Genomic DNA, 21995 nt, shown 5'->3' with positions numbered 1-21995 from the left:
GGACCGCGACGAAATTTCAGTGCGAGGAAACAGGAACTGATGGTCGGGGCGGCCGCCGTTCAAACCGCCGCCCCGCGCACTTAGTACTTGGCGATCAGCGGGCCGCCGAAGCGATAGTTCAGGCGCACCAGGCCCATGTCGACGTCCTGGCGAACATGAATGGTGCTCGCAGCGCCAGCCGGGACTGCCGCCAGCGTGGTGTCCTTGCTATCCAGGAAGACGTGGTCGTATTCGACGCCCACCGACCAGTTCGGCGCAAAGCCAAACTCGAGGCCAGCACCGACTGTGCCACCCCAGCGCGTCTCCTTGCCGGTATCGGCCACGGCACCCGCGAAGAACACATCGTATTTGTCGCTCACAACCGCAGCGCCGCCCTTAACGTAGGCAAGGACGTTGTTCCAGGCATAGCCAACCTGGCCAGTGATCAGCCCGAACGCATCGATCCGGGTCCGGATGCTTCCGCCACCGAAGGGATTACCACCGACCGGCGTGATGTTCCTGCCGGAGAAGTCGGCCCAGTTGCCCTGCCCTTCGAGACCGAAGACCCAATTGGCTGATTGCCAGCGAAAGCCGACCTGGCCGCCGGCGGTGCCGCCGGTGGAATTGTGACACCCCTGGGGGATGGAGCCGCCGGGGAACACGAGGTCCCAGCAGGTGTGAGCGGAGCCGCCGCCGCCGTTGATGCCGATGTAGAAGCCGCTCCAGTCGTACATCGCCGCGATCATCGGCGGCGCCTTGGTGTAAGGACGCGCGGCGAGATCGGCGGAAAACGCGCTGCTGGCACTCATCGCCAGAATGGCGATCGCGAGTGGCAATTTCTTCATTGAGTGAATTCCCCCAAGGACTGGCTGCGCAACAGTTACCACTCTTTCCAGATTCGAGGTGTTACCCGGGAGGCACACTCGCAAAGGGTGTGCGTGCCCCGTGCGCATCGAATGGGTACGCGCCCATCGACATGGATTCCGGCCGGGCGGCAGCAACCAATTGTGTTGCAACGAGTTGCAGGTTTTCCCGACCGTCCGAAGCGGACACAAGCGCGCGTCGGCATGAGCGCGGGATGGTCTCACGTCCCCGTGAGATGGAGGGCGCCCGGTGAATTATCGCGAGCGCGAAGAGACCAACGAACAGCAGGCCGTCGGCCAAGGGGATTCTGTGAGCCAAGTTGATACGACCGAAAAACTGTCCGAGGCGGAAGAGCCCCGGACGTCGCTGTTTCCGCTGTGCGGGCTTGGGATCGCGGCGATCGCGATGGTGGGCTGGATCTGCGCGCTGGGCTGGCTGGCCTGGCGGCTCGCCGACTGGCTGCTGTCCTGACGCCCGAGCTGGCCGGCTTTGACATGCCGGCCGCTTCCGATCTCAGTAGTGGTAGTTCACGCCGATCGTCGCGGCATGGATCGTGTCTTTGAGATGGGCCACGGTGATGCCTTCGACCGGGCTGATCAGCTGTATCGGGCCCTTCGTGCCGAAGTCGTGGTAATTGTATTCGACATTGGCCGACCAGCTTGACGCAAACGCCCATTCCACGCCCGCACCCAATGTCCAGCCGGTCCGCATGACGGACGCGCTTGGATCGACCGCAAAACCGGTGGCCGGACTGACATAGGCATCATCGATCTTCTCGTGCGTCCAGGCGACGCCGCCTCGCCCGTAGAACAGCCAGCCTGAGCCATAGGCGTAGCCGAACCGTGCGGTGACCGAGGCGAGAAAATCGTTCTTGAGGCCGAACTGCGACGGCACCACGAGGTTGCCGAGCGCAGGAAATCTGACATTGCTGCCGTGTTGGCTCGAAAGGCTCGACCATGCCGCCCGGCCTTCGGCGCCGACCACCCAGTTCGATGCGAATTGGTGGTCGCAGCCAGCCTGTCCGCCGCCGATAAAGCCGGCCGCGCCGAAATCAACCGTCGTGCGATCTTCGCTTGCACCGCCGCCGAGATGACCTCCGATGTAGCAGCCGGTCCAGTTGAAGGTGAGCGGCGCCAGCGGAGGCGCCTGCAGCATATAATCAGCCGCAGATGCGGTCGTCGCAGCCAGAACGAGAAGCGCCGCGACCCAGAGAGTTTTGAACATGTCCGAACAGTCCCCATTGCCCGCGCCGAGGTAAACCACGCGAGGCTGACGCGGAGGTTGTGTCGTGGACGAGTTGTCGCGGAAATGCTCTGCCGGCTGAGCAACGCCGCGCGGCTTGAGGAGGACTTCCGATTGACCGACCTTGCACGCTCATGCGCTCTTCGAATCGAATCAGGCTCGGTCGAAAAACAGCTAGCAGATTGATTGAGTGCGTTGTCACCATAATGGCGATTTGATCCGCACCGTGCGGATGTCGCTGTGAAAAATTGCCAAATGAAGCGCCGGCGGAGATTGCACAGACAACGCTATGGACACTCCGCCGGCAGCTTGGTCGGTAGCCATCAACAACGCTTGCTCTAAGGCGGGCGCAAGCCCAAGTGTCTTCGGGGTTAGCGAAAACCGATTGATATCGTAAGCATTTTGGAACAGTGTCATCTATGGACAATCGACACGGATTAAGCCGCAATATCCCCGCTGATGTGAAGAGAACGGTGCGTCAGCGCGACGGCTTCGGCTGCGTGGTGTGCGGTAAAGCCATCTACGACTATGAGCACTTCGATCCTGAATTTGCGGACGCTACCCAACATGACCCCGCGGGCATCGTTTTGCTTTGCATTTCTTGTCACGGCAAGAAAACTCGTGGATTTTTGTCCAAGCAGACGATCGCCGCTGCACGACAAAGCCCCAACAGGACAGAGCTGAAGGACATCTGGCGACGACTTCTCGCGAATGCCTTCGACCCGGTTCGATCAAAGTGGATAAGGGCTTCCTTTATCGAGATTGCGAAGAAACTTGACCCGCTAGATGCGCTGGTGCTGGAAAAGCTGCAAGATGGGGCTGATGGACAGTTAAAACCGAGCTCACGAGATTATGTCAGCACGGCGCTTGGGGTGCCGAGCGTCGAGGTAATGTTGTCATTCGAAAACTTAAAGGCACTCGGTTTGATTTGGCATCAGCCACACGAAGTCCACCACCCGATGCTGACAGACAAGGGCCGGGTATTTTTGGCTGCTGCGCAGGCATAAGCGGCACCGGCTCAATGAACTGCGTCTGTGTTGCCCTGAACTTCCCATGACATTCCCAAGTCAGATTTCTGGGAAGATTGCGGTCACAATATCAGCTTAAGTCATTGAAAATACTGGTCGGGGCAGCTGGATTCGAACCAACGACCTGCAGTACCCAAAACTGCCGCGCTACCAGGCTGCGCTATACCCCGAATGTCCGGCGAGCCCCGTCGATACACGCTTCGTCAAGCGCCAGCAAGCGTCCCAAACCGCCGAAACTGCGCCCGGTAGCTCAATTTGTGGACCTATTTGCTGCCGAACAGCGGGTGGCCGACGCGGTCGCCGGGACGGATGCCGTATTTCTGCGCGGTTCCCGCCACCACCTCGAGGACGGCCCGGGCGGGACCTCCCGACGAAATGATTTTGGTCGAGAGCGGCTCGGTATTCTCGGCGATGCGCAGGATGCGCCCGTCGGCGCGAATGAAGATCATGTCGAGCGAGACATAGGTGTTCTTCATCCACATCGAGACTTCCTGCTCGGGATTGAAGTCGAATAACATGCCTTTGCCGTCGGCCAATTCCTTGCGGTACATCAGCCCGGTCTGCTTCTCCTCGTCCGTGGTCGCGATCTCCACCGAGAACACCTGCACGCCGTTCTTGGTGACGATCTCGAGCGGCTGGAAGCTGGCGGCGCGAACGGACCCGCTCGCGACGGCAAAGCCGACGACGACAAGGATGGCGGCAAGCCAGCCCCTGGCAAGGGACCAGACAATGTTTCGATCAAGCTTCATGGGATGGCACTCGGGACGGGCGCTGAGGCGTGGGACTGCGACAATCCATACGCGGCGATCATGACAAAAGCCAGAAGCGCGCGACCCCGCGGCCGCGCGCTTCTGCTCACGAATACGAAAATGGGAAGCCGCTAGTGCGACTGGAGGCCCGGCGATCCGGTCTCGGGATGGATCTCGGCGGCCATCATGCCTTTGGAGCCGGGCCCAAAGCGGACCAGCACATACTGGCCCGGCCGCAGCTCGGTCATGCCGAAGCGGCGCAGCGTCTCCATGTGCACGAAGATGTCGGGGGTGCCCTCGCCGCAGGTCAGGAAGCCGAAGCCGCGCAGCCGGTTGAACCATTTGACCTGGGCCCGCTCGAGCCCGCTGGTCGCGGTCACCGTGACGTGGGTACGCGGCGGCAGCATCTGCGCGGGATGGATCGCGGTCGACTCGTCCATCGAGACGACGCGGAAGGCCTGATAGCCCTTGGCGCGCTGGATGCACTCGACGACGATCCGGGCGCCCTCGTACGCGGTCTGGAAGCCGTCGCGCCTAAGCACGGTAACGTGCAGGAGCACGTCGGGCCATCCATTGTCGGGAACGATGAAGCCGTAGCCCTTTGAGGCGTCGAACCATTTGATGACGCCATGAACCTCGACGAGATTGGCGCTGCCCTCACCTAACCCGGTGAAGGGACTGAGCGCGCTGTCGCGACCGGCGCCGTGCTCGCCCGGCGCGGGAACTCCCAGCTTCTTGGACTCAAATCCGTCCGACGACCCCATAACCCCGGACCCCACACATGCCATGCAACCCGCCTCAATGGCGGCGTCGAATCACGCGTCTTTAGAGAACCTTCAGAGAATCTTCTCAATCGACGCGAATCTTTCGAATCAAAAGATAACACTCCCGGTTGCGACGCATAGATAAAAAAAGCGATTCGCCGGAACCTATGAACAGCTTGCACAGGCGCGAATCAAATTGATGCCTCAATTCCCGACAAAGGGCCCGAGTGCTTCGCCGATGTCGTGACGGATGACGAGGTCGGCGATGTCGTCCTGCTCGGTCGGCTCGCGATTGATGATCACCAAACGTGCACCGGCGTTCTTCGCCATCATCGGAAAGCCCGCCGCCGGCCACACCACCAGCGAGGAACCGATCGCGATGAAGAGATCGCAGGCCTGCGACAGCTCGGTTGCGCGTTGCATTTCATCCTCGGGCATCGCCTGACCGAACGAGATCGTTGCGGTTTTGACCGGCTCGTCGCATGCGGTGCAGTTTGGAGCGGCGCCGTCCCGATCGAAGCGCCGCTTCACCCAGTCGAGCTGGTAGGCCTGCCCACATCCGATGCAGCGCGCGTAAGTAGTATTTCCGTGAAGTTCAATCACGCGATCGGCGGCGAAGCCCGAGGCCTGGTGCAGATTGTCGATGTTCTGGGTGATGACTGCGGGAATCTTGCCGGCGCGATGCAGCGAGGCGAGCGCGCGATGGCCGCGTCCGGGTTTCGCTGCGGCGAACACCTCCTCCATCGCAAAGCGCCGGCGCCAGGATTCATCGCGCGCTTCCTGGCTGGCGACGAACTCGTCGAACTGGATCGGACGGTTGCGGGTCCAAAGTCCACCCGGTGAGCGGAAGTCGGGGATGCCGCATTCGGTCGAGATGCCGGCGCCGGTGAACGGCACGAGGATCTCAGCGCTTGCGATCATGTCGCCGAGCCGTTCAACACCGCTCTGAAGGTCCGATGCAATCACTCGTCGCCTCCTGATCTGCCGTCGCGCCAGCTGCAACATCTGCAAGCGACAAGATTGTTGACGCTGTTATCCACCGCCGCGCAAGAACCGCGCAAGTCGGGCGCGGCGATGGGCGGCAATTTTTTCCGACCTTCGCATATCACAATCCTGCAATGCCTCCTCCCCATTGACGCCCCAATCAGAAGCGCCAATGCATGTGTTGACGCGACTCAACGTGATTGCGGCGGCAGTGCTTGAGTTCAGAAGTGGACACATACTCAAGTGAGTGGGGAGATTTGACATGACCGAAGACGAACAACGCAAGATCCGCGAACGCGAAGAGATCGCCGCCCGTGTCGCCGCATTCCGTGCCACGCAGGAAAAATTCAAGCGCGAGCGCGACGAGTATTTCGTCTCGACGCTCGAGAACGCCCGCAAGGTGGAGCGGCCCTCGCTCTGGCCGTAAGATATCGCGCAAGCCCTGCGCCCACGAAAAAAGCCCGGAGCATCGCCCCGGGCTTTTCGATTCGTCAGCCGTTACCAGTGACGATAGTAGTGGCGATGGCGGTAGTACGGCCCGTCACCGTAATAGGCGTACGGACCGGGGCTGTAATAGGCCGGGCCGCCATAATAGCCGTAGCCCGGACCGTAATAGCCATACGGATGGGACGCTGCGATGGCGCCTGCGGTAATCGCACCGGCGGCCAGACCGAACGCCAGACCCGGGCCGATGCCGCGCGCCTGCGCAGGTGCTGCGACCGCGGTCGCGCCGACGGCTGCGACGATAGCAAGGACTGCGAGTGTCTTCTTCATGATCTCCTCCTTCGCATCTCGCAGAGACAACGTCCCCGGCGCGCGATGGTTCGCCGTTCATGGAACCGCGCAACGCGAAAAAAAATCTTGTCGCAAACGGAACGATATCGCGAGGAGCGGATTGGACATGCAAGTGCGGGAGCCTCCGCCATCCGGGCCGAGGTAACAGCACGAAGACCCCGTCAGCATCTCCGCGGTGCTGGCGGGGTTTTCAGTTTCGGAAGGCAAAAATGGCAGCAGAACTCAAGCGCTACCAACGGGGCCGGCGGCTCGATGCGACCTCGCCACTCTGAGCGGCGTTTCTTCTTCAAGTCTCGTTGCAGCAAGACTTCTGGCAAGCCGGGAACAAGAGCGCCCCACACACGTTGAGGTGGTGTTCCCGCAAGACGAGGCTCGTCATGCCTGCCTGGCTCGAAGTGTTGCTCAACCTGTCCGGCTATGCCGGCTTCGTGGCGCTTGCGACAAGCGGCGCCGCATGCCGGCAGGACTCCGCCGACGATGAGGTCTATGGCGGCAAGCGCTAGTTCGCCTGCGGAGTCTAATGTGCCTGCGGCGGCTGGCCTGCAGTTCGCACCAGCCGGTCGGCCTTGATCGCGACGCGGGTGTCTTCGTCCTGCGGCCGCAGCGAAAAACTGATCACCACGAAAGCGAGACAGAACAGCGTGCCCACGATGGCGACGCGGCGATAGGTCTGGCGGTCGCCCTGATAAAATGACGGTTCTAAAAACGGGGTCTTTGGCAAAAATCGGTTTTCTTGTTGTCTTTGCCCGACACCTATCCCAACGCACGGCAAGCGCAACGCGATTGGGCTTTTAACCTAACCGAATAGGGTTATCGCGATCGCTGCAAGCTTCCGTTCGGAATTTGCAGCCGCCTTAGGCCTCCGCCAGCCACTTCAGCGACGCGCGAAAGCCGAGGCTGCGATGGCCGGCAACCAGCACGGTGCCGAACACCTCGGCCCCCTCCTCGCTGAACGTTCCCGAAAAACCGCTGGTCGCCTCAGCGCCGGCGAAAAGCGGCCTGACAAGCGGATCGGCGAACGGCGAATGCTGGTTGGTGGCGAGTTCGCCCTTCCAGGTGCCGTTGCCGACTGTGTAGGAGCCGCGGGACCAGAAGTAAGGTCCGCCGCCGAGCAGCACCCCATCGCGCAAGATCAACACGCCGCTGTCGCGGCCCTTCACGCCGTCGAGCATGTGGATATGGATGGAGTAGAGCCCGTTCTTCATCGATGCGACCGCCGTGGCCTGCTACGATAGCGCGGCGCGTGGGAAGCGTCGAGACATCGAACTGCAGCTGGTCGCCGTCCAGCGACCGGCTTTGTTCGGGCTTCGACTCCATTTCGTTCCCAAAGAACGAATCGGAGTCGAGAAAACCTGTGCGAAACGATTCCTAACGATCGATGAAACGAAGCACCGTCAGAGACGACGATGATCGCGCGACAAGACGCTCAAGCCGCGCGCCTCGCATGGCCCTTCTCCGCGCTTCCCTTCTCCGAAAAGCATTCCAGGATCTGGATGCGGAGTTCTTCTGCGGCCGGGCCCTCGACCTTCCTGAGCTGGTTCCAGAGCCGGATCACTTCACGTTGTTTCTCGACGGTCATGAGACACCTCCAAAGCGGGTGACTCACTAGAACAAAATGAGAACAAAAAGTCCAGTCCCTGCGCGAAATTTCCTGTGATGTCGCGTTGAACCTTATCGGGGCGTCGACGACCCATGGAGGCTGGGGATTTCAGCGCCCGGTCACATGGCAGCGCCGCCTGACGATCATATTCCGTCACCGCGGCGCTGTTGCTTTTTGGATTTTCAACCTTAAGTTAGGGCGATCTTGAGTTTGAGATGGCTGACGGCCAGGCGCTGAAATCCCAACGCCGTCAGCAAGAGAGCCCCGTGCGCAAGCGCGGGGTTTTTCTTTTTGGAGATCGGGCGATGATTTTGCGGGGATCGCCGCGCACGATCTTGTCTCTGCGCGATGAACTTTTTCAGCGCTGGCGCGTCTAATAAATGAAGCTTCCCCCAGGCTTCACCCCCATCAGAAAACCCCGCTTCCCCCAGGCGGGGTTTTCCCCTTTTTGTCGACCGGGATCAGACCGAGTCCTTGGCCACCTTCAGCGGCGAGGCTTTGACCGACTTGCTCGCCGGCTTCGCGGCAAACTGCATCGGCTCCTTGGTGAAGGGATTGACGCCCATGCGGGCTTCGGTCGCAGGCTTGTTGACCACCGACATCTTCACGAAACCGGGAATGACGAACTCACCGGACTCGTTGAGCTCCTTGTAGCCGACGGTCGCCATGTATTCGATGACCGACTTCACGTCGTTCTTCGCAAGCTGCGTGCCTTCCGCAATTGCATCGATCAATTGGGTCTTGGTCATCTTTGCCATGTCTGGACTTCCTCTGAATTGGGTGCGCGCGAACGGCGATGGTGCTTTGTCCGGGAAGCGGTAAAACCACGCGGGCCGCGCGTCTGTTCATGCCTGTCGGCCACGAAGCAGCCGGGCTTAGAACCCATTGAGGCCGAAAACGCAAGCAGCAGTTCGAACTCGGTTCCGCAATGTTTCCGGCAGATACTGGCGGCTGCAGCGACGATAAATCGAATTCCGCAGCATCCCTAGAGAGTTCGCCAAGCTTGCGGGTGCATCCTCGCCGGCCCACGACTAGGTCTCCCGAGACACACTGCTCAGATATTTGGCCGGCGACTTTCCAAGTGCCTTCCTGAACATCGTGATGAACGCCGTGACTGATTCATAGCCGAGATCGGCCGACACCTGCTGCACGCTCGCGCCCGTAGCAAGCTCCCTGATCGCGACGATCAGGTGCAGCTGCTGACGCCGCGCTGGCGCGAGGTGGATTAGCGCGATGCCCACAATCAATGGTTCTCTTTTCGGAGCAATTCCTGCATAATGCTGCATGGCAAAAACAAAAGTGACCTTCAGAGCCGTCCGGATTGCAGACGGCGAGTGGAAAATACTGGCGGATTATCCCGACCACGAACAGCGCGAAATCTCAGGCTTCACCAGCAAGGCGGATGCCGACGACTGGATGAACGGGGATCGCAAGATCGCGTGGCTCCGCTCCCAAGGCTATGCGAAATAAGGCTATGCGAAATAAGGCTACGCCAAGTGACTTAGCGGTCGCTTCGTCACCTCGTCGTGAAACTTGTGACTCGACAGACATTGTTCAGACTCTGGTAACCCAACGCATCCACTCTCCATTCAGTATCGTTGCGTTGGAGTACCCCCACAGTGCTGGATTTTGACGAGCTGCGTGAACTCGCAGCCGATGTTCGCGTGTTTATCGATGTCGCCGAAGACAAGGCCGAGGCACTCAGGGCCGTCATCGGCGCCTACGACGTGGTGCTGGCGATCTTCCCGTCCGGAGACGGCATGGGCCTGCACGTCATCAAGGGCAAAGAGATCCTCGACAAGATATCGAAATCACGGACGCACGCGATCTACAGCCACACGGCGATCGCGGTTCCCGATCTCGAGCATGCCGAAGTGCTGAAGCTGCTGACAACGCCGGCGCCAGTGGCGCAACGGATCGCAGCGTAGCTGCAGGCGGCGCGGGAAGGCCCAGGAAGGTCGTGACCTCCGCAACGAAGGCCGCGTCGAAGACGGCAAGCCGCCGAAGACGACGAAGCCCGGCACCGGTCACTAGAGTTTCGCGAAACATACGAAAGCCGCCGATGGCGATGCCATGGGTGGCTTTTCGCGTTTGTTAGCGCGGCGGCACGCTCGGCCTTCCCACCACGGGGTCGAGCACTTCCGCCGAAACGGATTGTCATTGCGAGGAGCCCTTGCGACGAAGCAATCCAGACTGTCTCCGTGGAAACAGACTGGATTGCTTCGCTGCGCTCGCAATGACAGCGGAGAGGCAAACCGCGTCCGCGTTCAATGCGCCCACACAGCAGCAGCGAAGCCGATCCCGATAAGGCCGAGGCCGATGACAACGGGCGCGAACTCGGCGGCGTCTTCCACGCCGCACAATTTGGCGATGACGGTCCCGACGACACTCAGGACGATGTCGAACACCAGGCTGAACAAGGCGTCAAGCATGGCCGCTCATCCTATCTTGCCTTCTGCTTTGCCCTGGCGGACGTCATGCACGACATCGCCGATGGTGCTGCCCACGACGACCGCTGCGACAACAGGCCAGCCGGCAGAGGCCAGCAGGATGGCACCGTAGCGCATGCCCTCGTCCGGATGCTCCAGCCTATCGACGGCGGCGAAGAACAGCACCGCGATCAGGCAGCCGACGACATATCGTTTGAACCAGTTCACGGCGAAAGACCTCGTTTTCAGGCATTCGTCGCGACACGCCTGACCCCGGTTCATCAGGCCGGCCATGGCTGCCTCTCGCCGGCAGACCAATCGCATATGAGTTGCACGAGGCAGCGGCATCGGCACTGGTGCTCCCTCTCCCGCTTGCGGGGGAGGGTTGGGGTGGGGGTGTCTCCACGTCGGGATTGTCGGGGATTGCGGAGGCTGTCCCTGCGTTGCGAGAGCCCTCACCCGCCGCGCGCGGGACGATGCTTCGCATCGCCCCGGGGCGCGCCACAGTCGAAGCTTCGCTTCGACGTTCTTAAGAGACGGCCGCCAAAGGCGGCCTATGCTCTCCCGCAAGCGGGAGAGGCGGAGCAAGCCCGCACAATCTTCGTAAAGCCCACATGCGATCGCCCTGCTCGCCGGCGGGACACGGATGAGGAGATCTGTTACGACTTCTCGACCGAACTCCACCGCAACAAGCGCGTCTCTGACGCGACCTATGCACGGATGAAAGATCGCTTCGGCGAGCGCGGCGTCGTCGATCTCACGGCGGTCAACGGCTACTACGTCATGATCGCCATGGTGATCAACGCCACCCACATCCAGGTGACGGACGGGTCGAAGCTGTCGAGATTTCCGGATTGACGTGCGGAATTGTGGCGACAGCCCTGCACTGTCACCGCAACTCCGCGGATCAACCGACCGACGACGACGCGAGGCGGCTCAGCCTTGAGCGGTCGGCGTCTTGGTCAGGATATAGACCGGAAAGCTTCCGGAGTTGGGCGACGAAATGAAGCTCGTCATCGCGCAGTCGGCGGGAAACGGGCTCGGGTTGCCGTTCTGCTGCGAGCTGTCGGGGTTGTAGTATCCGAAGAACGCATAGGTGTCGTTGTTCACGATCCGATTCCATTCGACGTAGATCTGGTATTTCGCCTGCGTCCCGAGATCCGTCAGGTAAACCCAATCCCAATTGTCATGCATGTTGCCGGGCGTGTTGAAGTAGGCGACGATCTTGCCTCCCAGCGGCGGGATGTCGGTATTGATCGCCACATGGCTGAGATCACTGCCTCGCGAGCCGGTGACGACCAGGGTGTTGTTGGTTTGATTGAGCACAATGAGGGGTAGGCTTGCCACGTTGATCTCCCTGGCAGCATTTGTTTCTGATTGTTCGCGACGCGCGATGGCGCCCTGCCCAATTGCAAAACACGGCGAAATGATACGGTCGTCCCGGCCCCATCGGTGCCGTGACGTCCGCAGTGCATTCAGCAACGATTTGCATGCAGGGGTTCAACGTAGCGTCATTGTGTGGCAGTTGTATGATATTTGGCTTACACGTCGAACGCTAGGACCATCTCCATGGCAATTGCGTTGACAGTAGCGCATGGTCGCCGTCCCGGAGAACGTGCGTGACCGCCCGCTGCCGCGCTGGGTGACGTGGTGGGAATAACCGGGAATAACAATGCGGGCACGACCGGCCCTGCCCGCATCATGACCGCGACGCCGCGAGCCAGTGCGGCCTAGATGCTGGTGCTCCACGGCACCAGAATTTCGCGATAACCATTCGCGGTCCGCTCGACATGAGCAAGGGCCGGGAATGGGTAATGAAACCCCTGAACCAGCATCTTCTCCGCCACCAGCATATCGTAAATTTTGCGACGGGTGGCTTCGGCCATGGCCGGGTCCTGATCGATCGCGGCATGCCAGCTTGGATTTTCGACAAACAGCACCGGGATATGGGCGACGTCGCCCTGAACGAACACGCTCTTGCCGCCGGAGGCGAGAACGAACGAGGTATGGCCGATGGAGTGCCCCGGTGTTGCAACGGCAGTGAGCCCAGGCACGATTTCGTTGCCCGGCACGACCTCCTTGCCGGCCTCGAATGGCGTCACCTTGCCGCCGAGCGCTGCGATGATCCGCCTGGTGTTCTTGAACAGCCCTTCGATCCGCCCCTTCGGAGCACGGCTCATCTCGCCGTCGTCCATCCAGAACTTGAGTTCGGCGGCCGGCACGAAAATCTCGGCGTTCGGAAACGCCGGCTTGTTGTCCGCGGTCAGCAGGCCATCCACATGATCGACGTGGAAATGGGAGATGACGACGGCATCGATATCCCTGCGATCGAGGCCCGCAGCCTTCAAATTGGCCGCGAACTGGCCCGCGGTTCCCTTCGTGCGCTCGACCGCGGCATCGCCAAGACCGGTGTCGATCAGGATCAGCTTGGAGCCCGTGTTGACGACGATCGGCGTGAACGGGACAGTCAACCCATCCGTGCTGCGAAACGCCGCTGTGAGAGCGGCCTTGACCTGATCGGTGCTGGCATTGGTCACGAAGCCTTCAACCGGAAACCTGAGCGCGCCATCCGAAATGACGCTGACCTCGAAGTCGCCTACCTGGTACCGATAGAAGCCCGGAGCCTGCTGTCCGGCGAGCGGGGCAGCAGCGCGGGATGACCCGGCAAATGGCAAATCCGTTGCAGCAGCCAGTGCCGCGCCACCAGCCAATAATCCACGACGAGATACGACGGTCATGATGTCTCCGGCATTTGCGAGGGCCAGGGGGAACTACCGGATAGTGTAGATGAGCCTCTTCGACTTGCAACGGTGCATCGGCGAACCTTCACGAGCTAGGGCGCGTACTAAATCTTCGTCGATGTCCGGTTCGCACCGACACCGACCGCCTTTGTGCAACCGCAGCAAATGTAGCGATGGGCCGTATCTGACATCGCACCAGCACTCCAGCGTTCATTTTGCGGGCAACGTCAGCTGGTGCCGGCCTCGGTCAGTCCTATAGTCTGATCGGATTGAGTGGTCATAGCGGTCCTTCTCTGTGTTGCGGGTAAGCTCGGGCATCAGACGTGCGAATTAACTACAAACTCAGATCAGTTTTAATTGGACAACAACACTGCTTGTTAGTGTGAGGTCACGCGACTCAACATGCGGGTATTGCCGTTTTCCAGGCTGCCGGCGGGGCCGGGAAACTAATTTCGTAAACGCGGATCGCTATCGCTGCGGTTCGTTTCCATTGGAAGTTACCTTTCCATTTTGGAGTATCTCGCCATGATCGAACGTCGTGCAATGGAGCGCATGCCGATCAACCGGGCGGCGCGGCTGTCATTCGGTGAAATTCGTGGGACACATCCGTGTATGGTGCGCGATATCAACGCCCTGGGAGCATGCATCTCCACGCCCTACTACGTGTTTGCGAACGAATTTGCGCTGTCGTTCGACGGCCATTCTGCAATCTTCATCTGCCGCGTCGTGTGGAGAAAGGGAACGCTTTGCGGCGTGTCCTTCCTTCTGCGTCGTCGCTCGCCGAAATTGGCGGATGCCTTTGCTCGACCGTTGGCGGGATAAGCGCCGCGCTCAATGACCCCGAGGTTCTTTCGGCCCCGAGCGCGGCGCTTCCGGGTGGAGGCCGGGCATCCCGCTCTGCCCTTTGCGACCTTCCCGAACAGAAATCTGCGAATTGCGGAGACAGTGCATTTAATACCGAATGGTAGAATGAATGAGTTGAGTGCACTGGACTGCACCCCTGAAGTGAGACACGATAATTACAGTGACAGGCATTTCGAGGATGACCTGTGGCAGGACGAGGAAAGAAGCGTCAGTTTCCGACGGCGTACAAATTGAAGGCGATCAAGCGGGTTGAGCGGGGCGAAGGCGTCCTCCCTGTGGCCCGCGAGCTTGGGATCTCCCGCAAGATTCTCCACGACTGGATCAAGGCCTGGAGCGCCGATGGCCCGGATGGTCTGAACCGGAAGCCGGGACCTAAGCCCGGCCCCCGCAAGCTCAAGCCGTTGGCGACATACGACGACAAGCGCTCCGCCCTCGCGCGCGCGAATGCCCGCATTGCCGAGCTCGAACGGCTGGTGGGCCGCCAGCAGATGGACCTCGATTTTTTTCGGCAAGCCTTGCGCGCATTGGAGCGGCCGGCAGCGCAAGGCAAGCCCGTATCCGCATCATCGAAGTCATCCAAGCCATGACATCGGAGACAACCGATGCTCACGCCGACGTGCACCGCCTTTGCCATCTGGCGGGCCTGCCGCGCGCAACCTATTACCGGCATCTCAACAGGCGCAGTCGTGAGACCGCCGAGTGCGAGCTGCGCGACCAGCTCCAGCGCATTTGCCTTAAGCATCCCTTCTACGGCTACCGACGCGTGGCGGCTACTCTGCGGCGCCAAGGCATGATCGTAAATGCCAAGAAAGTCCTGAGGCTTATGCGCGAAGACAATCTTCTCGCGCAGCGCAAGGCGCCGTTCCTGAAGCCACCTGCGGCGCGGCCAACGGCCGTTCTCGTTGTCCCCAATCTGGTGCGCGGCCTGGTGCCGTCGGGCCCCGATCAAATCTGGGTCGCCGACATCACCTATGTGCATCTCGCCAGGACCTTCGCCTATCTCGCCGTCATTCTTGACGCGTTCTCGCGCAAGGCTGTTGGCTGGGCCTTTGAGGACACGCTCGATGCCTCACTTGCCATCGCCGCACTGGAGAAAGCCATCGTGGCTCGGGGACCGGCCCCCGGCAGCCTGATCCATCACTCCGATCGTGGCGTGCAGTACGCCTCCATCGCCTATCGCCAGCGGCTTGCCGATCGCGACATCACCATCAGCATGAGCAGACTGGGAAATCCCTGAAATTATTAGCAGCGTTCCCACTGAACCTCTCCCAAGAATAGCCAGCACCCCAGGGTTGATGATATCATACCCTGCCATCGAACGGAATTGCGTGACGGTGTACTAAGTTCATGCGCCATCGTCAGCTTCCTGAAGCTGCGGCTTCGACCCATGCTTGGCGCTGCCCTGCTGACTCTGCGGGAATTACGCTGACAGTGCATTAAACTCACTCGCCACGGCCGGCTTCTGCGGCTTCGATTAATACTCAGCGGAAGCAGCAATATGGTGCGCCGCCACCGTAATTTCCGTAATTCCGTATTGACTCGCTCCCCGCTCGTCGCCTCACTCCGCCTTTGCGGTGCTCCGCAACCCGAGCATGAGCAACACGACGGCCAGGACGATGGCCAAGCCGATGAAAACGAATCCGCCGGTGATCATTGCCTCCTTCCAGGGCGCCGCTTCATGCCCCGCCGCCGTGATTGGCGAGAGCGCGGCGGTCCCAAGCACGGCGGCCGACGTCGCTACGAACCAATTGCCGTACGTCCCGATGAGCAGCGCCCAATAGGCCAATGCCTTCATTCGTGCCGATAGTCTGACCTCGTTCCAGATGGCGCCGACTGCCAACAAGAACGTGCCGTTCATCACGCCCTCCAAATGAGCGGCCAACGCCATCCTCACATTGGTGAAATGCTGCTCGACCAGCCCCGTCAGCAATCCGATCAGAAACAAGGCTGCGCCATGCCAGAGGAGCCTTCGCTTCTCATCCACCATAAGCTCGCCCTCCAGTCGCGGACGTTGAATTACCGCACTCTATTTCAAGACGCAGCAAACGGCACCCCAACTGAATCACTGCGCCGATGCGGCTGATCCGTCGGAGCGGATTTCCCCTCCGCCCCCTGCCCCTCCTCCCATTTTCCTGCTATCTCCTCCCCCGCCATCCCGGCCCAAGCAAAACCCCATCCGCCTAGGGAGCAACAACCATGCGATATCTCCACACCATGCTGCGCGTGCGCAATCTCGATGTCGCGCTGAAGTTTTATCAGGATGCGCTGGGGCTGAAGGAGGTGCGGCGGATCGAGAACGACAAGGGGCGTTTTACGCTAGTGTTCCTGTGCTCGGCCGACGACCTCGACGCGCTGAAGGATCAGCCCAAGACGCGCGGCGCGCCGCTGGTCGAGCTCACCTGGAATTGGGACGAGGAGAAGTATGGCGAGGACCGCTTCTTCGGCCATCTCGCCTATGAGGTCGACGACATCTACGCCACCTGCGCGCAGCTGCAGAAGGCCGGCGTCACCATCAACCGGCCGCCGCGCGACGGCAACATGGCCTTCGTGCGCTCGCCCGATCTTCACTCGATCGAGATCCTGCAGAAGGGCGAGCCGAAGGCACCGGCCGAGCCGTGGGCGTCGATGCCGAATATCGGCCACTGGTAAGGCTCCCGCCACAGGAACAAAGCCCTCGCCCGCCGCGTTCACTCCCCGACAATGCGATTGGAGGAGGAAACCATGGGACGTGGATTATTGTTGTGGATGCTGGGCGTGCCTATTCCGGTGATCATTCTGCTGTGGCTGTTCTTCGGCCACTGATTGCCTGATCGACCCTGCAATGAAAGCTCCGCCGTCGGCGGAGCTTTTTGCATAAGGGGCTCACGGCAATGCGCATCGCTCCCATCCGCGAATTCCGCTATCACCCGCGCGATATCAAGAAACGCTGCGGGAGGACTTCATGCCGGACCAAAAGCTGACGATCTGGGGCCGCGCCAATTCGGTCAACGTGCAGAAGGTGCTGTGGTGCCTGACCGAGCTCGCTTTGCCCTACGAGCGCATCGACGCCGGCATGGCGTTCGGCAAGACCCGCGAGGCCGACTATCTCGCGATGAACCCCAATGCGCGCGTCCCGACGCTGGTCGAGGGCGATTATGCGTTGTGGGAATCCAATTCGATCATGCGCTATCTCTGCATGGCGCATGGGCGCGGCACGCCGATCTATCCGGAGGCGCCAAAGCTGCGCGCCGGCGTCGACCGCTGGCTCGACTGGACGCTGTCGATGGTGCAGCCGGTCGACCGCCCGGTGTTCTGGGGCATCGTGCGCACGCCGCCCGCCGAGCGCGACATGGTCAGGCTTCAGCAGCATGCCGATGCGGCCGCCGAGGTCTGGGCCATCGCCGACCACCATCTGGCCTCGCGGACCTTCATGGAGGGCGACCAGTTCACGCTCGCCGATATCGCTGTTGGCGCCTATGCGCGGCGCTGGCTCGGCGTCGAGGGGATCACCCGCCCGGTGCAGCCGCACCTCGCGCGGTGGCTCGCCGAGCTCGGCGAGCGGCCCGGATTTGCCCAGCACGTGGCCCCGCCGATGTCGTGACCGCTGACGCGGCTTAAGCTGTGGTGAGCGCGCGCGGAATCGTTGTTTGCGCGCAAACCGCGCGTACCTCGGTTCTACTGTGCATGGGGTTGTTTTCGCGTTTTTGGTGGGGCGCCCTAGTGCCAGCCGCGCTCGACCAGCACGACGACAACGATCAGCACCAGCGTGACCACCGCCGTGGCGAGCCTTGCGGTCCAGGACAGCCCGCGTCCGACCCACCACAGCAGCGCGCAATACATCAGCGCGGGGACGAGGAGATCGAGCCGCAACAGGTCCGGCGACATCCGCCCCTCAGCGCCCGACCGTGCCGTCGACCCTGACCGCGCCGCCGATCTTCACGCAGGTCCCGGTCGCCTCAACCCAAGTGAAGCCGCGGCCATAGGCGGTGCAGCCATTGGCCCTGGCAGACCCGGCGGTGCCCTTCAGCGGCAAGGCCTTGCCCGACTGCGGCTGCTCGCTCGGCGGCAGGCGCAAGGTCTCGGCCCCGGCTGCGGAGGTCGTCGCGAGAGAGATCAGGACGAGGATGGTGAGGCGCATCGACGCCTTGTAGCCCGGACCCGGGCCAGGCGCTATCCGGTGGCGGTCAGAGGAACTTGATGCCGGCCGACTTGCCGCGGCGCCAGACCACCTGGCAGCTCCGCCCGGTCCGGGCATCGCGGGCAAACGCCATCCGGATCACGCCCGGCAGCTGGCTCGCATCCTCGTCCATCGTGATCTTGGCGCCGGAGGACGAGATGTCCTGGACCAGGCAATGCCGCGCCGCGAATCCGCCGTCGAGCGTGATCCAGGCGCGCCGCGACAGCAGCTTGCGGGCTGCGCGCTTCTTGGGCTGTGGCATTGGCGAAAAATCTCTCCCGTATCAGCGCTAGCCCAGGCAACCCTAAGAAACCGTTGAAATCGTCCCCCGAATGATACCGGAGCCGGCTATCCACCGGTTCCAAAAGAGCGTTCCGGAACGGCTTGCCCACCGGCCCAAAGGCCACTATACGTTCGCCCGCTGCAAGCCGCCGGGCCCGACTCGGACGGCCAGCGGGCCTGTCGCGAATGCGGCCCGGCCTTTGCGTTTGCTCCCTTCGTCTATCGGTTAGGACGCCACCCTTTCACGGTGGAGAGAGCGGTTCGATTCCGCTAGGGAGCGCCACACAGCCCCCATCCCTCACCGTTCGCGCAGGAAGCTGCCCTGCACCTTCGCGCAGGCGAGCCCGACGGTATAGACGTGGATCCCCTCGATCACGCAATGGTCCGGATGGAGCGCCAGCAGTCCGATCGACGTGTCCTCGTTCAGCTCCCATGGTGAGCGGACGATGATGCAGGGATAGTCCGCCCTGAGCTTCGCGTAGCTGGTGGGGCGAAAATTGTTCTTCAGGACGTGCGTGTAGGTGTTGTGGTCCAGCAGGGCGACCGTGAAGGCGCGCTCATAGGCAACGGAAAACCTCTCCCGCATCGCCTGGTCGCCCCAGAGCTGCAAGGTCATGTCCCAGCCGTGGTTCATGTCGTTCTCCGGCGCGCCCACGAACATGCCGGAGACGTTGGCGCAGGCGGGACCGGCCGCGACCACGGCCTGCGAGAGCCTCGCCCCGATCGCATTCGCGCGCGAGATTTGCAGCGCGACAGCGCGGGCGTCGATCAGCGTCACGGTAGCCGTCACGGCACATAGACCGCCCGCCAGCAGGCTCAGCGCAGCCGCCGGGATCGCCGGGACCAGACGTCTGATCTGCACCACGACCAGGACGAGGACACCGCCCGTCAGGGCCCACGATGCCATCATGTAATGCAGCGCGAAATGCTTCGACGTCGCCACGAGGTACGCCGCAAAGACCACGACGGCGGCACTGAGCGTGAGGCTGACCGGATCGCGCCAGTCCCGCGTCTTGATGCACCAGGCGAGCGCCGCAGCGGCGGCTGCGATGTAGGTGCCCGCCGCGAGCGGCACGGCCGCGATGATCTCGCGCATGTTCGACCAGAACGTCGCGAAGTCGATGAATCCGGTCTCGCCCTCGCCGTAATGGCCCTTGTGGGTCGCGATCTGCACCAGCCATCCGAACCCGCGCGTGATCGTTCCCGGATTGAAGATCAGGCTGAAGCCAACGAAGCCGATCGCCCCGGTGATCAAGGCGGCGACGAACGCCCGCCGGTTTCCGAGCAGGCACACGGCGAACAGCGCCTGCGGCAGATAGAGATATTTGGTCGCGAACCCGAGCGCGAAAATCAATCCTGACACGACACCGAGGCTTGTCGACGGCGGACGCTCGTCGAGCGCAGCCTTGAGCACGATCGCCATGCCGAACAGGGCGATCGCGACCATCAGGCTTTCCGGAAGCGAGCACCGTCTGAAAGTGAAACGCGTCGGGATGAACGAACGCGCCCGCCTGAAACAGCATCGCGGCAATGGCGCTGCGCGTTGTCCGGCCGACGATGAGCCCGCCCGCCAGCAACGCACCCGAGAGCACCAGCGCTTCGCACGTCCGCGCCGCGCATGTGATCGCATCGTAGTGCTTGAGCCCGAACGCGACGATATCATCGGGCCGGGCGACCAGGGCCCAGCCCCTGATGACCAGCTCGACGAGCAGCGTCGTCGTCGTTCCCGGATGATCGAACTTCAGCGAGCCGTATCCGGCCGCCGCCACCAGCCCGTTCATGGTGTAGGCCGATTCCGGATCGACCTGGACGCCCCAGACCGCCTGCCAGGCCGAATAGAGCAACGTCGCCGCCAGATACAATGACGGCACGACGAGGATCAGCGATGTTCTGACCCTCCCGCTCGCGCGCGTGTCAGGAAAACCGCAATCGCCTGACATCATCGTCATCGAACCGTGGCTTCCACGGCCTAGATCGCCTTGATCTTGAGAAAGGCGAAAGCCACCATCTTCAGCAGCATCCAGCCATGGCGAAACCTCGAGATCTGGGTCTCGCCATAGGTGCGCGCGGCGTAGCGGATCGGAAGGTCCACCGATTTCAGATTGAGCTTCGATGCGCCGAAGATCAGGTCGAAATCGCCGAACGGATCGAAATCGCCGAAATAGGCCTTGCCGGCTTTCAGGCGCTGATAGTCGCTGCGGCGCAGAACCTTGGTGCCGCACAGCGTATCCGTATAGCGCTGATTGAGCAGCCAGGAGAACAGATAGGAAAAGATCTTGTTGGCGATCAGGTTGAGGAAGCGCATCGCGCCCTCGTCCATCGGATAGACCAGACGCGAGCCGTTGACGAACTCGCCCTTGCCCGACAGCAGCGCCTCGACGAATTTCGGAATCTGCTCCGGCGGCATGGTCAGGTCGGCATCCAGAATGATCAGCACGTCACCGCGCGCCGCGTCGAACGCTGTGAAGACGGCGTCGGCCTTGCCCTTGCCCGGCTGGCGCATCACCTTGATGTCCCTGGCAGGATACGCCTGCTTGACCCGCTCCATCTCCTCGAAGGTGCCGTCCTGGCTGTGGCCTTCGATGAAGATGATCTCGATGTCACTGCAGAAGTCGGGCATCCGCAGGACGGCCGGCTCGATATTGCCGCGCTCGTTGCGCGCCGGGACCACGACGGTGGCCGAGCAAAACTCCTCCCTCGCCCTGCGGCTCGAGCGCGCGACCATATAGTGCCGCAGCGCCATTTGGCGGATCCCCGGCAGCACGCTGACGAAACGATTGAGGAAGCGCCCGAGCCCGAACATCCGGACCGGCGAGAGCACGCGTTGCTCGGACTTCACCGGATCGAAATCCGCAAGCCTCGCCAGGCTGCGCAAGTCGGACGGCGACAGCACGTTCTGATCCGGCTGCGGCATCCGCAGGCCGACGAGTTCGGCGAATTTCAGCACGGGGTACCAGAGATGCGAGAAGTAACCGATCACCAGCCGCGTATCCCGCGTGCACAGCGGATGCAGCTGGGCGATGAACTTCTGACAATCCTCCAGCGAACCGATCGTATCGAGCACGAGGATATAGTCGAACGGACCTTGCAGCGCTTCCAGCGTCGCAGGGTCTTCAGCATCGCCTTCGACGAAATTGAGATCGGGGTGGCGCTGGCGCGCGATTCCGATTTGCTTGCGGCAGAAATCTATTCCGACGCCATGTGATGGCGCGAGGCTCGCGAGCGTGTCGCCGACGCCGCATCCGATCTCGAGGACGCGACTTCCCGCCGGGATCAAGAACTGGAGATAGCGTTCATCCTCCTCGTGAAAGAAGCTGTTCTTCTCGCGCCAGGCCACGCGGTCCGTGGCGACCCGGTCGGCGTGATCGAGGATGCCTGCTTTTCGCGGAGACAGGCAGCCAGACATGACGGTCATGTCCATGACAAGACACAGGCCTCGTCGGGCCCGCTCGAACAAAAATCTATCGCGGCATTACTCACCGCGGCGCGACGCACCGCAGACACAAAAATACACATAA

General features: G+C 61.7%; 34 protein-coding genes, 2 tRNA genes and 1 pseudogene. 15 read left to right on the top strand and 22 right to left on the bottom strand.

Annotated elements, in window-relative coordinates:
- Positions 1-80: 80 nt before the first annotated feature.
- On the bottom strand, positions 81-824 hold the full coding sequence (locus V1280_RS05490; RefSeq protein WP_334520085.1) for an outer membrane protein: 744 nt from the start codon (positions 822-824) through the stop codon (positions 81-83).
- Between the two features lie 268 nt (positions 825-1092).
- Between V1280_RS05490 and V1280_RS05485 the strand changes: the two genes are divergently transcribed.
- Entirely contained in the window at positions 1093-1314 is a 222-nt protein-coding gene (locus V1280_RS05485) for an RNA-binding protein (protein WP_334520083.1), read from the top strand.
- A gap of 42 nt (positions 1315-1356) precedes the next feature.
- Here the strand turns inward: V1280_RS05485 and V1280_RS05480 are convergent, their stop codons facing one another.
- Positions 1357-2067 (bottom strand): outer membrane protein, encoded by a 711-nt coding sequence (locus V1280_RS05480; RefSeq protein WP_334520081.1) that lies wholly within the window; start codon positions 2065-2067, stop codon positions 1357-1359.
- 437 nt (positions 2068-2504) lie between these two features.
- Here V1280_RS05480 and V1280_RS05475 point away from each other — a divergent pair, with 437 nt between their 5' ends.
- Positions 2505-3092, top strand: a complete 588-nt coding sequence (locus tag V1280_RS05475) for an Abi-alpha family protein (protein WP_334520079.1) — start codon at positions 2505-2507, stop codon at positions 3090-3092.
- A gap of 114 nt (positions 3093-3206) precedes the next feature.
- Here V1280_RS05475 and V1280_RS05470 read toward each other — a convergent pair.
- From V1280_RS05470 to V1280_RS05455, 4 genes are all read right to left on the bottom strand, one after another.
- Positions 3207-3283 (bottom strand) — tRNA-Pro (locus V1280_RS05470).
- A 93-nt stretch (positions 3284-3376) separates the two neighbouring features.
- Positions 3377-3862, bottom strand: a complete 486-nt coding sequence (locus V1280_RS05465; protein WP_334520076.1) for a DUF192 domain-containing protein — start codon at positions 3860-3862, stop codon at positions 3377-3379.
- A gap of 131 nt (positions 3863-3993) precedes the next feature.
- Complete coding sequence (locus V1280_RS05460; protein ID WP_254131339.1) at positions 3994-4626, bottom strand: cold-shock protein; 633 nt, start codon at positions 4624-4626, stop codon at positions 3994-3996.
- Positions 4627-4830: 204 nt separating this feature from the next.
- Positions 4831-5592, bottom strand: coding sequence for an SIR2 family NAD-dependent protein deacylase (locus V1280_RS05455; protein WP_334520071.1), 762 nt, complete (start codon positions 5590-5592; stop codon positions 4831-4833).
- Positions 5593-5872: 280 nt separating this feature from the next.
- On the opposite strand from V1280_RS05455, the gene V1280_RS05450 reads away from it, so the two are divergent.
- Positions 5873-6037, top strand: a complete 165-nt coding sequence (locus V1280_RS05450; RefSeq protein ID WP_164988584.1) for a hypothetical protein — start codon at positions 5873-5875, stop codon at positions 6035-6037.
- 71 nt (positions 6038-6108) lie between these two features.
- Here V1280_RS05450 and V1280_RS05445 read toward each other — a convergent pair whose 3' ends face one another.
- Positions 6109-6384, bottom strand: a complete 276-nt coding sequence (locus V1280_RS05445) for a hypothetical protein (RefSeq protein ID WP_334520062.1) — start codon at positions 6382-6384, stop codon at positions 6109-6111.
- A 398-nt stretch (positions 6385-6782) separates the two neighbouring features.
- Here V1280_RS05445 and V1280_RS05440 point away from each other — a divergent pair, with 398 nt between their 5' ends.
- On the top strand, positions 6783-6908 hold the full coding sequence (locus V1280_RS05440; protein WP_334520059.1) for a hypothetical protein: 126 nt from the start codon (positions 6783-6785) through the stop codon (positions 6906-6908).
- A 14-nt stretch (positions 6909-6922) separates the two neighbouring features.
- Here V1280_RS05440 and V1280_RS05435 read toward each other — a convergent pair whose 3' ends face one another.
- The 3 genes from V1280_RS05435 to V1280_RS05425 all read right to left on the bottom strand — a co-directional run bounded on the left by V1280_RS05435 (position 6923) and on the right by V1280_RS05425 (position 7984).
- Positions 6923-7126, bottom strand: a complete 204-nt coding sequence (locus tag V1280_RS05435) for a hypothetical protein (RefSeq protein ID WP_334520056.1) — start codon at positions 7124-7126, stop codon at positions 6923-6925.
- Positions 7127-7259: 133 nt separating this feature from the next.
- The gene (locus tag V1280_RS05430) at positions 7260-7610 is read right to left on the bottom strand and encodes a GrlR family regulatory protein (RefSeq protein ID WP_334520053.1); all 351 of its coding nucleotides are present in this window, start codon (positions 7608-7610) and stop codon (positions 7260-7262) included.
- Between the two features lie 221 nt (positions 7611-7831).
- A complete protein-coding gene (locus tag V1280_RS05425) occupies positions 7832-7984 on the bottom strand; it encodes a hypothetical protein (RefSeq protein WP_334520050.1) in 153 nt (50 codons plus the stop codon).
- A gap of 236 nt (positions 7985-8220) precedes the next feature.
- Here V1280_RS05425 and V1280_RS05420 point away from each other — a divergent pair, with 236 nt between their 5' ends.
- Complete coding sequence (locus V1280_RS05420) at positions 8221-8382, top strand: hypothetical protein (protein WP_334520047.1); 162 nt, start codon at positions 8221-8223, stop codon at positions 8380-8382.
- Positions 8383-8466: 84 nt separating this feature from the next.
- On the opposite strand, the gene V1280_RS05415 is transcribed toward V1280_RS05420, so the two are convergent.
- Together V1280_RS05415 and V1280_RS05410 are read right to left on the bottom strand one after the other, a co-directional pair.
- On the bottom strand, positions 8467-8763 hold the full coding sequence (locus V1280_RS05415) for an HU family DNA-binding protein (RefSeq protein ID WP_027531020.1): 297 nt from the start codon (positions 8761-8763) through the stop codon (positions 8467-8469).
- A gap of 273 nt (positions 8764-9036) precedes the next feature.
- Positions 9037-9210 (bottom strand): annotated as a pseudogene (locus tag V1280_RS05410) (helix-turn-helix domain-containing protein); the annotation flags it as partial.
- Positions 9211-9289: 79 nt separating this feature from the next.
- On the opposite strand from V1280_RS05410, the gene V1280_RS05405 reads away from it, so the two are divergent.
- Complete coding sequence (locus V1280_RS05405; RefSeq protein WP_148770626.1) at positions 9290-9475, top strand: hypothetical protein; 186 nt, start codon at positions 9290-9292, stop codon at positions 9473-9475.
- Positions 9476-9624: 149 nt separating this feature from the next.
- Positions 9625-9933: a hypothetical protein gene (locus tag V1280_RS05400; RefSeq protein ID WP_334520033.1), complete on the top strand. Its 309-nt coding sequence runs from the start codon at positions 9625-9627 to the stop codon at positions 9931-9933.
- Positions 9934-10272: 339 nt separating this feature from the next.
- On the opposite strand, the gene V1280_RS05395 is transcribed toward V1280_RS05400, so the two are convergent.
- Complete coding sequence (locus tag V1280_RS05395) at positions 10273-10437, bottom strand: hypothetical protein (protein WP_334520030.1); 165 nt, start codon at positions 10435-10437, stop codon at positions 10273-10275.
- Between the two features lie 6 nt (positions 10438-10443).
- Positions 10444-10728, bottom strand: coding sequence for a hypothetical protein (locus tag V1280_RS05390; protein WP_334520028.1), 285 nt, complete (start codon positions 10726-10728; stop codon positions 10444-10446).
- Positions 10729-11154: 426 nt separating this feature from the next.
- On the opposite strand from V1280_RS05390, the gene V1280_RS05385 reads away from it, so the two are divergent.
- Positions 11155-11292, top strand: a complete 138-nt coding sequence (locus tag V1280_RS05385) for a hypothetical protein (protein ID WP_334520025.1) — start codon at positions 11155-11157, stop codon at positions 11290-11292.
- 78 nt (positions 11293-11370) lie between these two features.
- On the opposite strand, the gene V1280_RS05380 is transcribed toward V1280_RS05385, so the two are convergent.
- Together V1280_RS05380 and V1280_RS05375 are read right to left on the bottom strand one after the other, a co-directional pair.
- The gene (locus tag V1280_RS05380; protein ID WP_334520022.1) at positions 11371-11781 is read right to left on the bottom strand and encodes a hypothetical protein; all 411 of its coding nucleotides are present in this window, start codon (positions 11779-11781) and stop codon (positions 11371-11373) included.
- Between the two features lie 383 nt (positions 11782-12164).
- Entirely contained in the window at positions 12165-13172 is a 1008-nt protein-coding gene (locus V1280_RS05375; protein ID WP_334520019.1) for an MBL fold metallo-hydrolase, read from the bottom strand.
- A 528-nt stretch (positions 13173-13700) separates the two neighbouring features.
- Here V1280_RS05375 and V1280_RS05370 point away from each other — a divergent pair.
- The 3 genes from V1280_RS05370 to V1280_RS05360 all read left to right on the top strand — a co-directional run bounded on the left by V1280_RS05370 (position 13701) and on the right by V1280_RS05360 (position 15276).
- Positions 13701-13997, top strand: coding sequence for a PilZ domain-containing protein (locus tag V1280_RS05370; protein ID WP_334520017.1), 297 nt, complete (start codon positions 13701-13703; stop codon positions 13995-13997).
- A gap of 227 nt (positions 13998-14224) precedes the next feature.
- A complete protein-coding gene (locus V1280_RS05365) occupies positions 14225-14626 on the top strand; it encodes a helix-turn-helix domain-containing protein (RefSeq protein WP_334520015.1) in 402 nt (133 codons plus the stop codon).
- Positions 14623-15276, top strand: a complete 654-nt coding sequence (locus tag V1280_RS05360; protein ID WP_334520013.1) for an IS3 family transposase — start codon at positions 14623-14625, stop codon at positions 15274-15276. The genes V1280_RS05365 and V1280_RS05360 overlap by 4 nt, the downstream gene beginning before the upstream one ends.
- 321 nt (positions 15277-15597) lie before the next feature.
- On the opposite strand, the gene V1280_RS05355 is transcribed toward V1280_RS05360, so the two are convergent.
- Positions 15598-16026, bottom strand: a complete 429-nt coding sequence (locus V1280_RS05355; RefSeq protein WP_334520011.1) for a hydrogenase — start codon at positions 16024-16026, stop codon at positions 15598-15600.
- A 209-nt stretch (positions 16027-16235) separates the two neighbouring features.
- Between V1280_RS05355 and V1280_RS05350 the strand changes: the two genes are divergently transcribed.
- Positions 16236-16688, top strand: coding sequence for a VOC family protein (locus V1280_RS05350; RefSeq protein ID WP_148778631.1), 453 nt, complete (start codon positions 16236-16238; stop codon positions 16686-16688).
- A gap of 292 nt (positions 16689-16980) precedes the next feature.
- Entirely contained in the window at positions 16981-17619 is a 639-nt protein-coding gene (locus V1280_RS05345) for a glutathione S-transferase family protein (protein WP_334520007.1), read from the top strand.
- 116 nt (positions 17620-17735) lie between these two features.
- Here the strand turns inward: V1280_RS05345 and V1280_RS05340 are convergent, their stop codons facing one another.
- From V1280_RS05340 to V1280_RS05330, 3 genes are read right to left on the bottom strand one after another with little or no spacing between them, the layout of a single operon-like run.
- Positions 17736-17903, bottom strand: a complete 168-nt coding sequence (locus V1280_RS05340) for a hypothetical protein (protein WP_334520005.1) — start codon at positions 17901-17903, stop codon at positions 17736-17738.
- A gap of 7 nt (positions 17904-17910) precedes the next feature.
- Positions 17911-18156, bottom strand: coding sequence for a porin (locus V1280_RS05335; protein WP_334520002.1), 246 nt, complete (start codon positions 18154-18156; stop codon positions 17911-17913).
- A 46-nt stretch (positions 18157-18202) separates the two neighbouring features.
- Entirely contained in the window at positions 18203-18457 is a 255-nt protein-coding gene (locus V1280_RS05330; RefSeq protein WP_334519999.1) for a PilZ domain-containing protein, read from the bottom strand.
- 228 nt (positions 18458-18685) lie between these two features.
- Between V1280_RS05330 and V1280_RS05325 the strand changes: the two genes are divergently transcribed.
- A tRNA-Glu gene (locus tag V1280_RS05325) sits at positions 18686-18760 on the top strand.
- A gap of 15 nt (positions 18761-18775) precedes the next feature.
- On the opposite strand, the gene V1280_RS05320 is transcribed toward V1280_RS05325, so the two are convergent.
- Positions 18776-19924 (bottom strand): hypothetical protein, encoded by a 1149-nt coding sequence (locus tag V1280_RS05320; RefSeq protein ID WP_334519996.1) that lies wholly within the window; start codon positions 19922-19924, stop codon positions 18776-18778.
- Here V1280_RS05320 and V1280_RS05315 point away from each other — a divergent pair.
- The gene (locus V1280_RS05315) at positions 19884-20342 is read left to right on the top strand and encodes a hypothetical protein (RefSeq protein ID WP_334519993.1); all 459 of its coding nucleotides are present in this window, start codon (positions 19884-19886) and stop codon (positions 20340-20342) included. The genes V1280_RS05320 and V1280_RS05315 overlap by 41 nt on opposite strands.
- A 104-nt stretch (positions 20343-20446) precedes the next feature.
- Here the strand turns inward: V1280_RS05315 and V1280_RS05310 are convergent, their stop codons facing one another.
- On the bottom strand, positions 20447-21892 hold the full coding sequence (locus tag V1280_RS05310) for a glycosyltransferase (RefSeq protein ID WP_334538181.1): 1446 nt from the start codon (positions 21890-21892) through the stop codon (positions 20447-20449).
- Positions 21893-21995: the final 103 nt, after the last annotated feature.

Source organism: Bradyrhizobium sp. AZCC 2230, from assembly GCF_036924495.1.
Taxonomy (GTDB): domain Bacteria; phylum Pseudomonadota; class Alphaproteobacteria; order Rhizobiales; family Xanthobacteraceae; genus Bradyrhizobium; species Bradyrhizobium rifense.
Note: the sequence above shows the minus strand (reverse complement) of the source record. Positions and strands in the feature narration are given on the sequence as shown.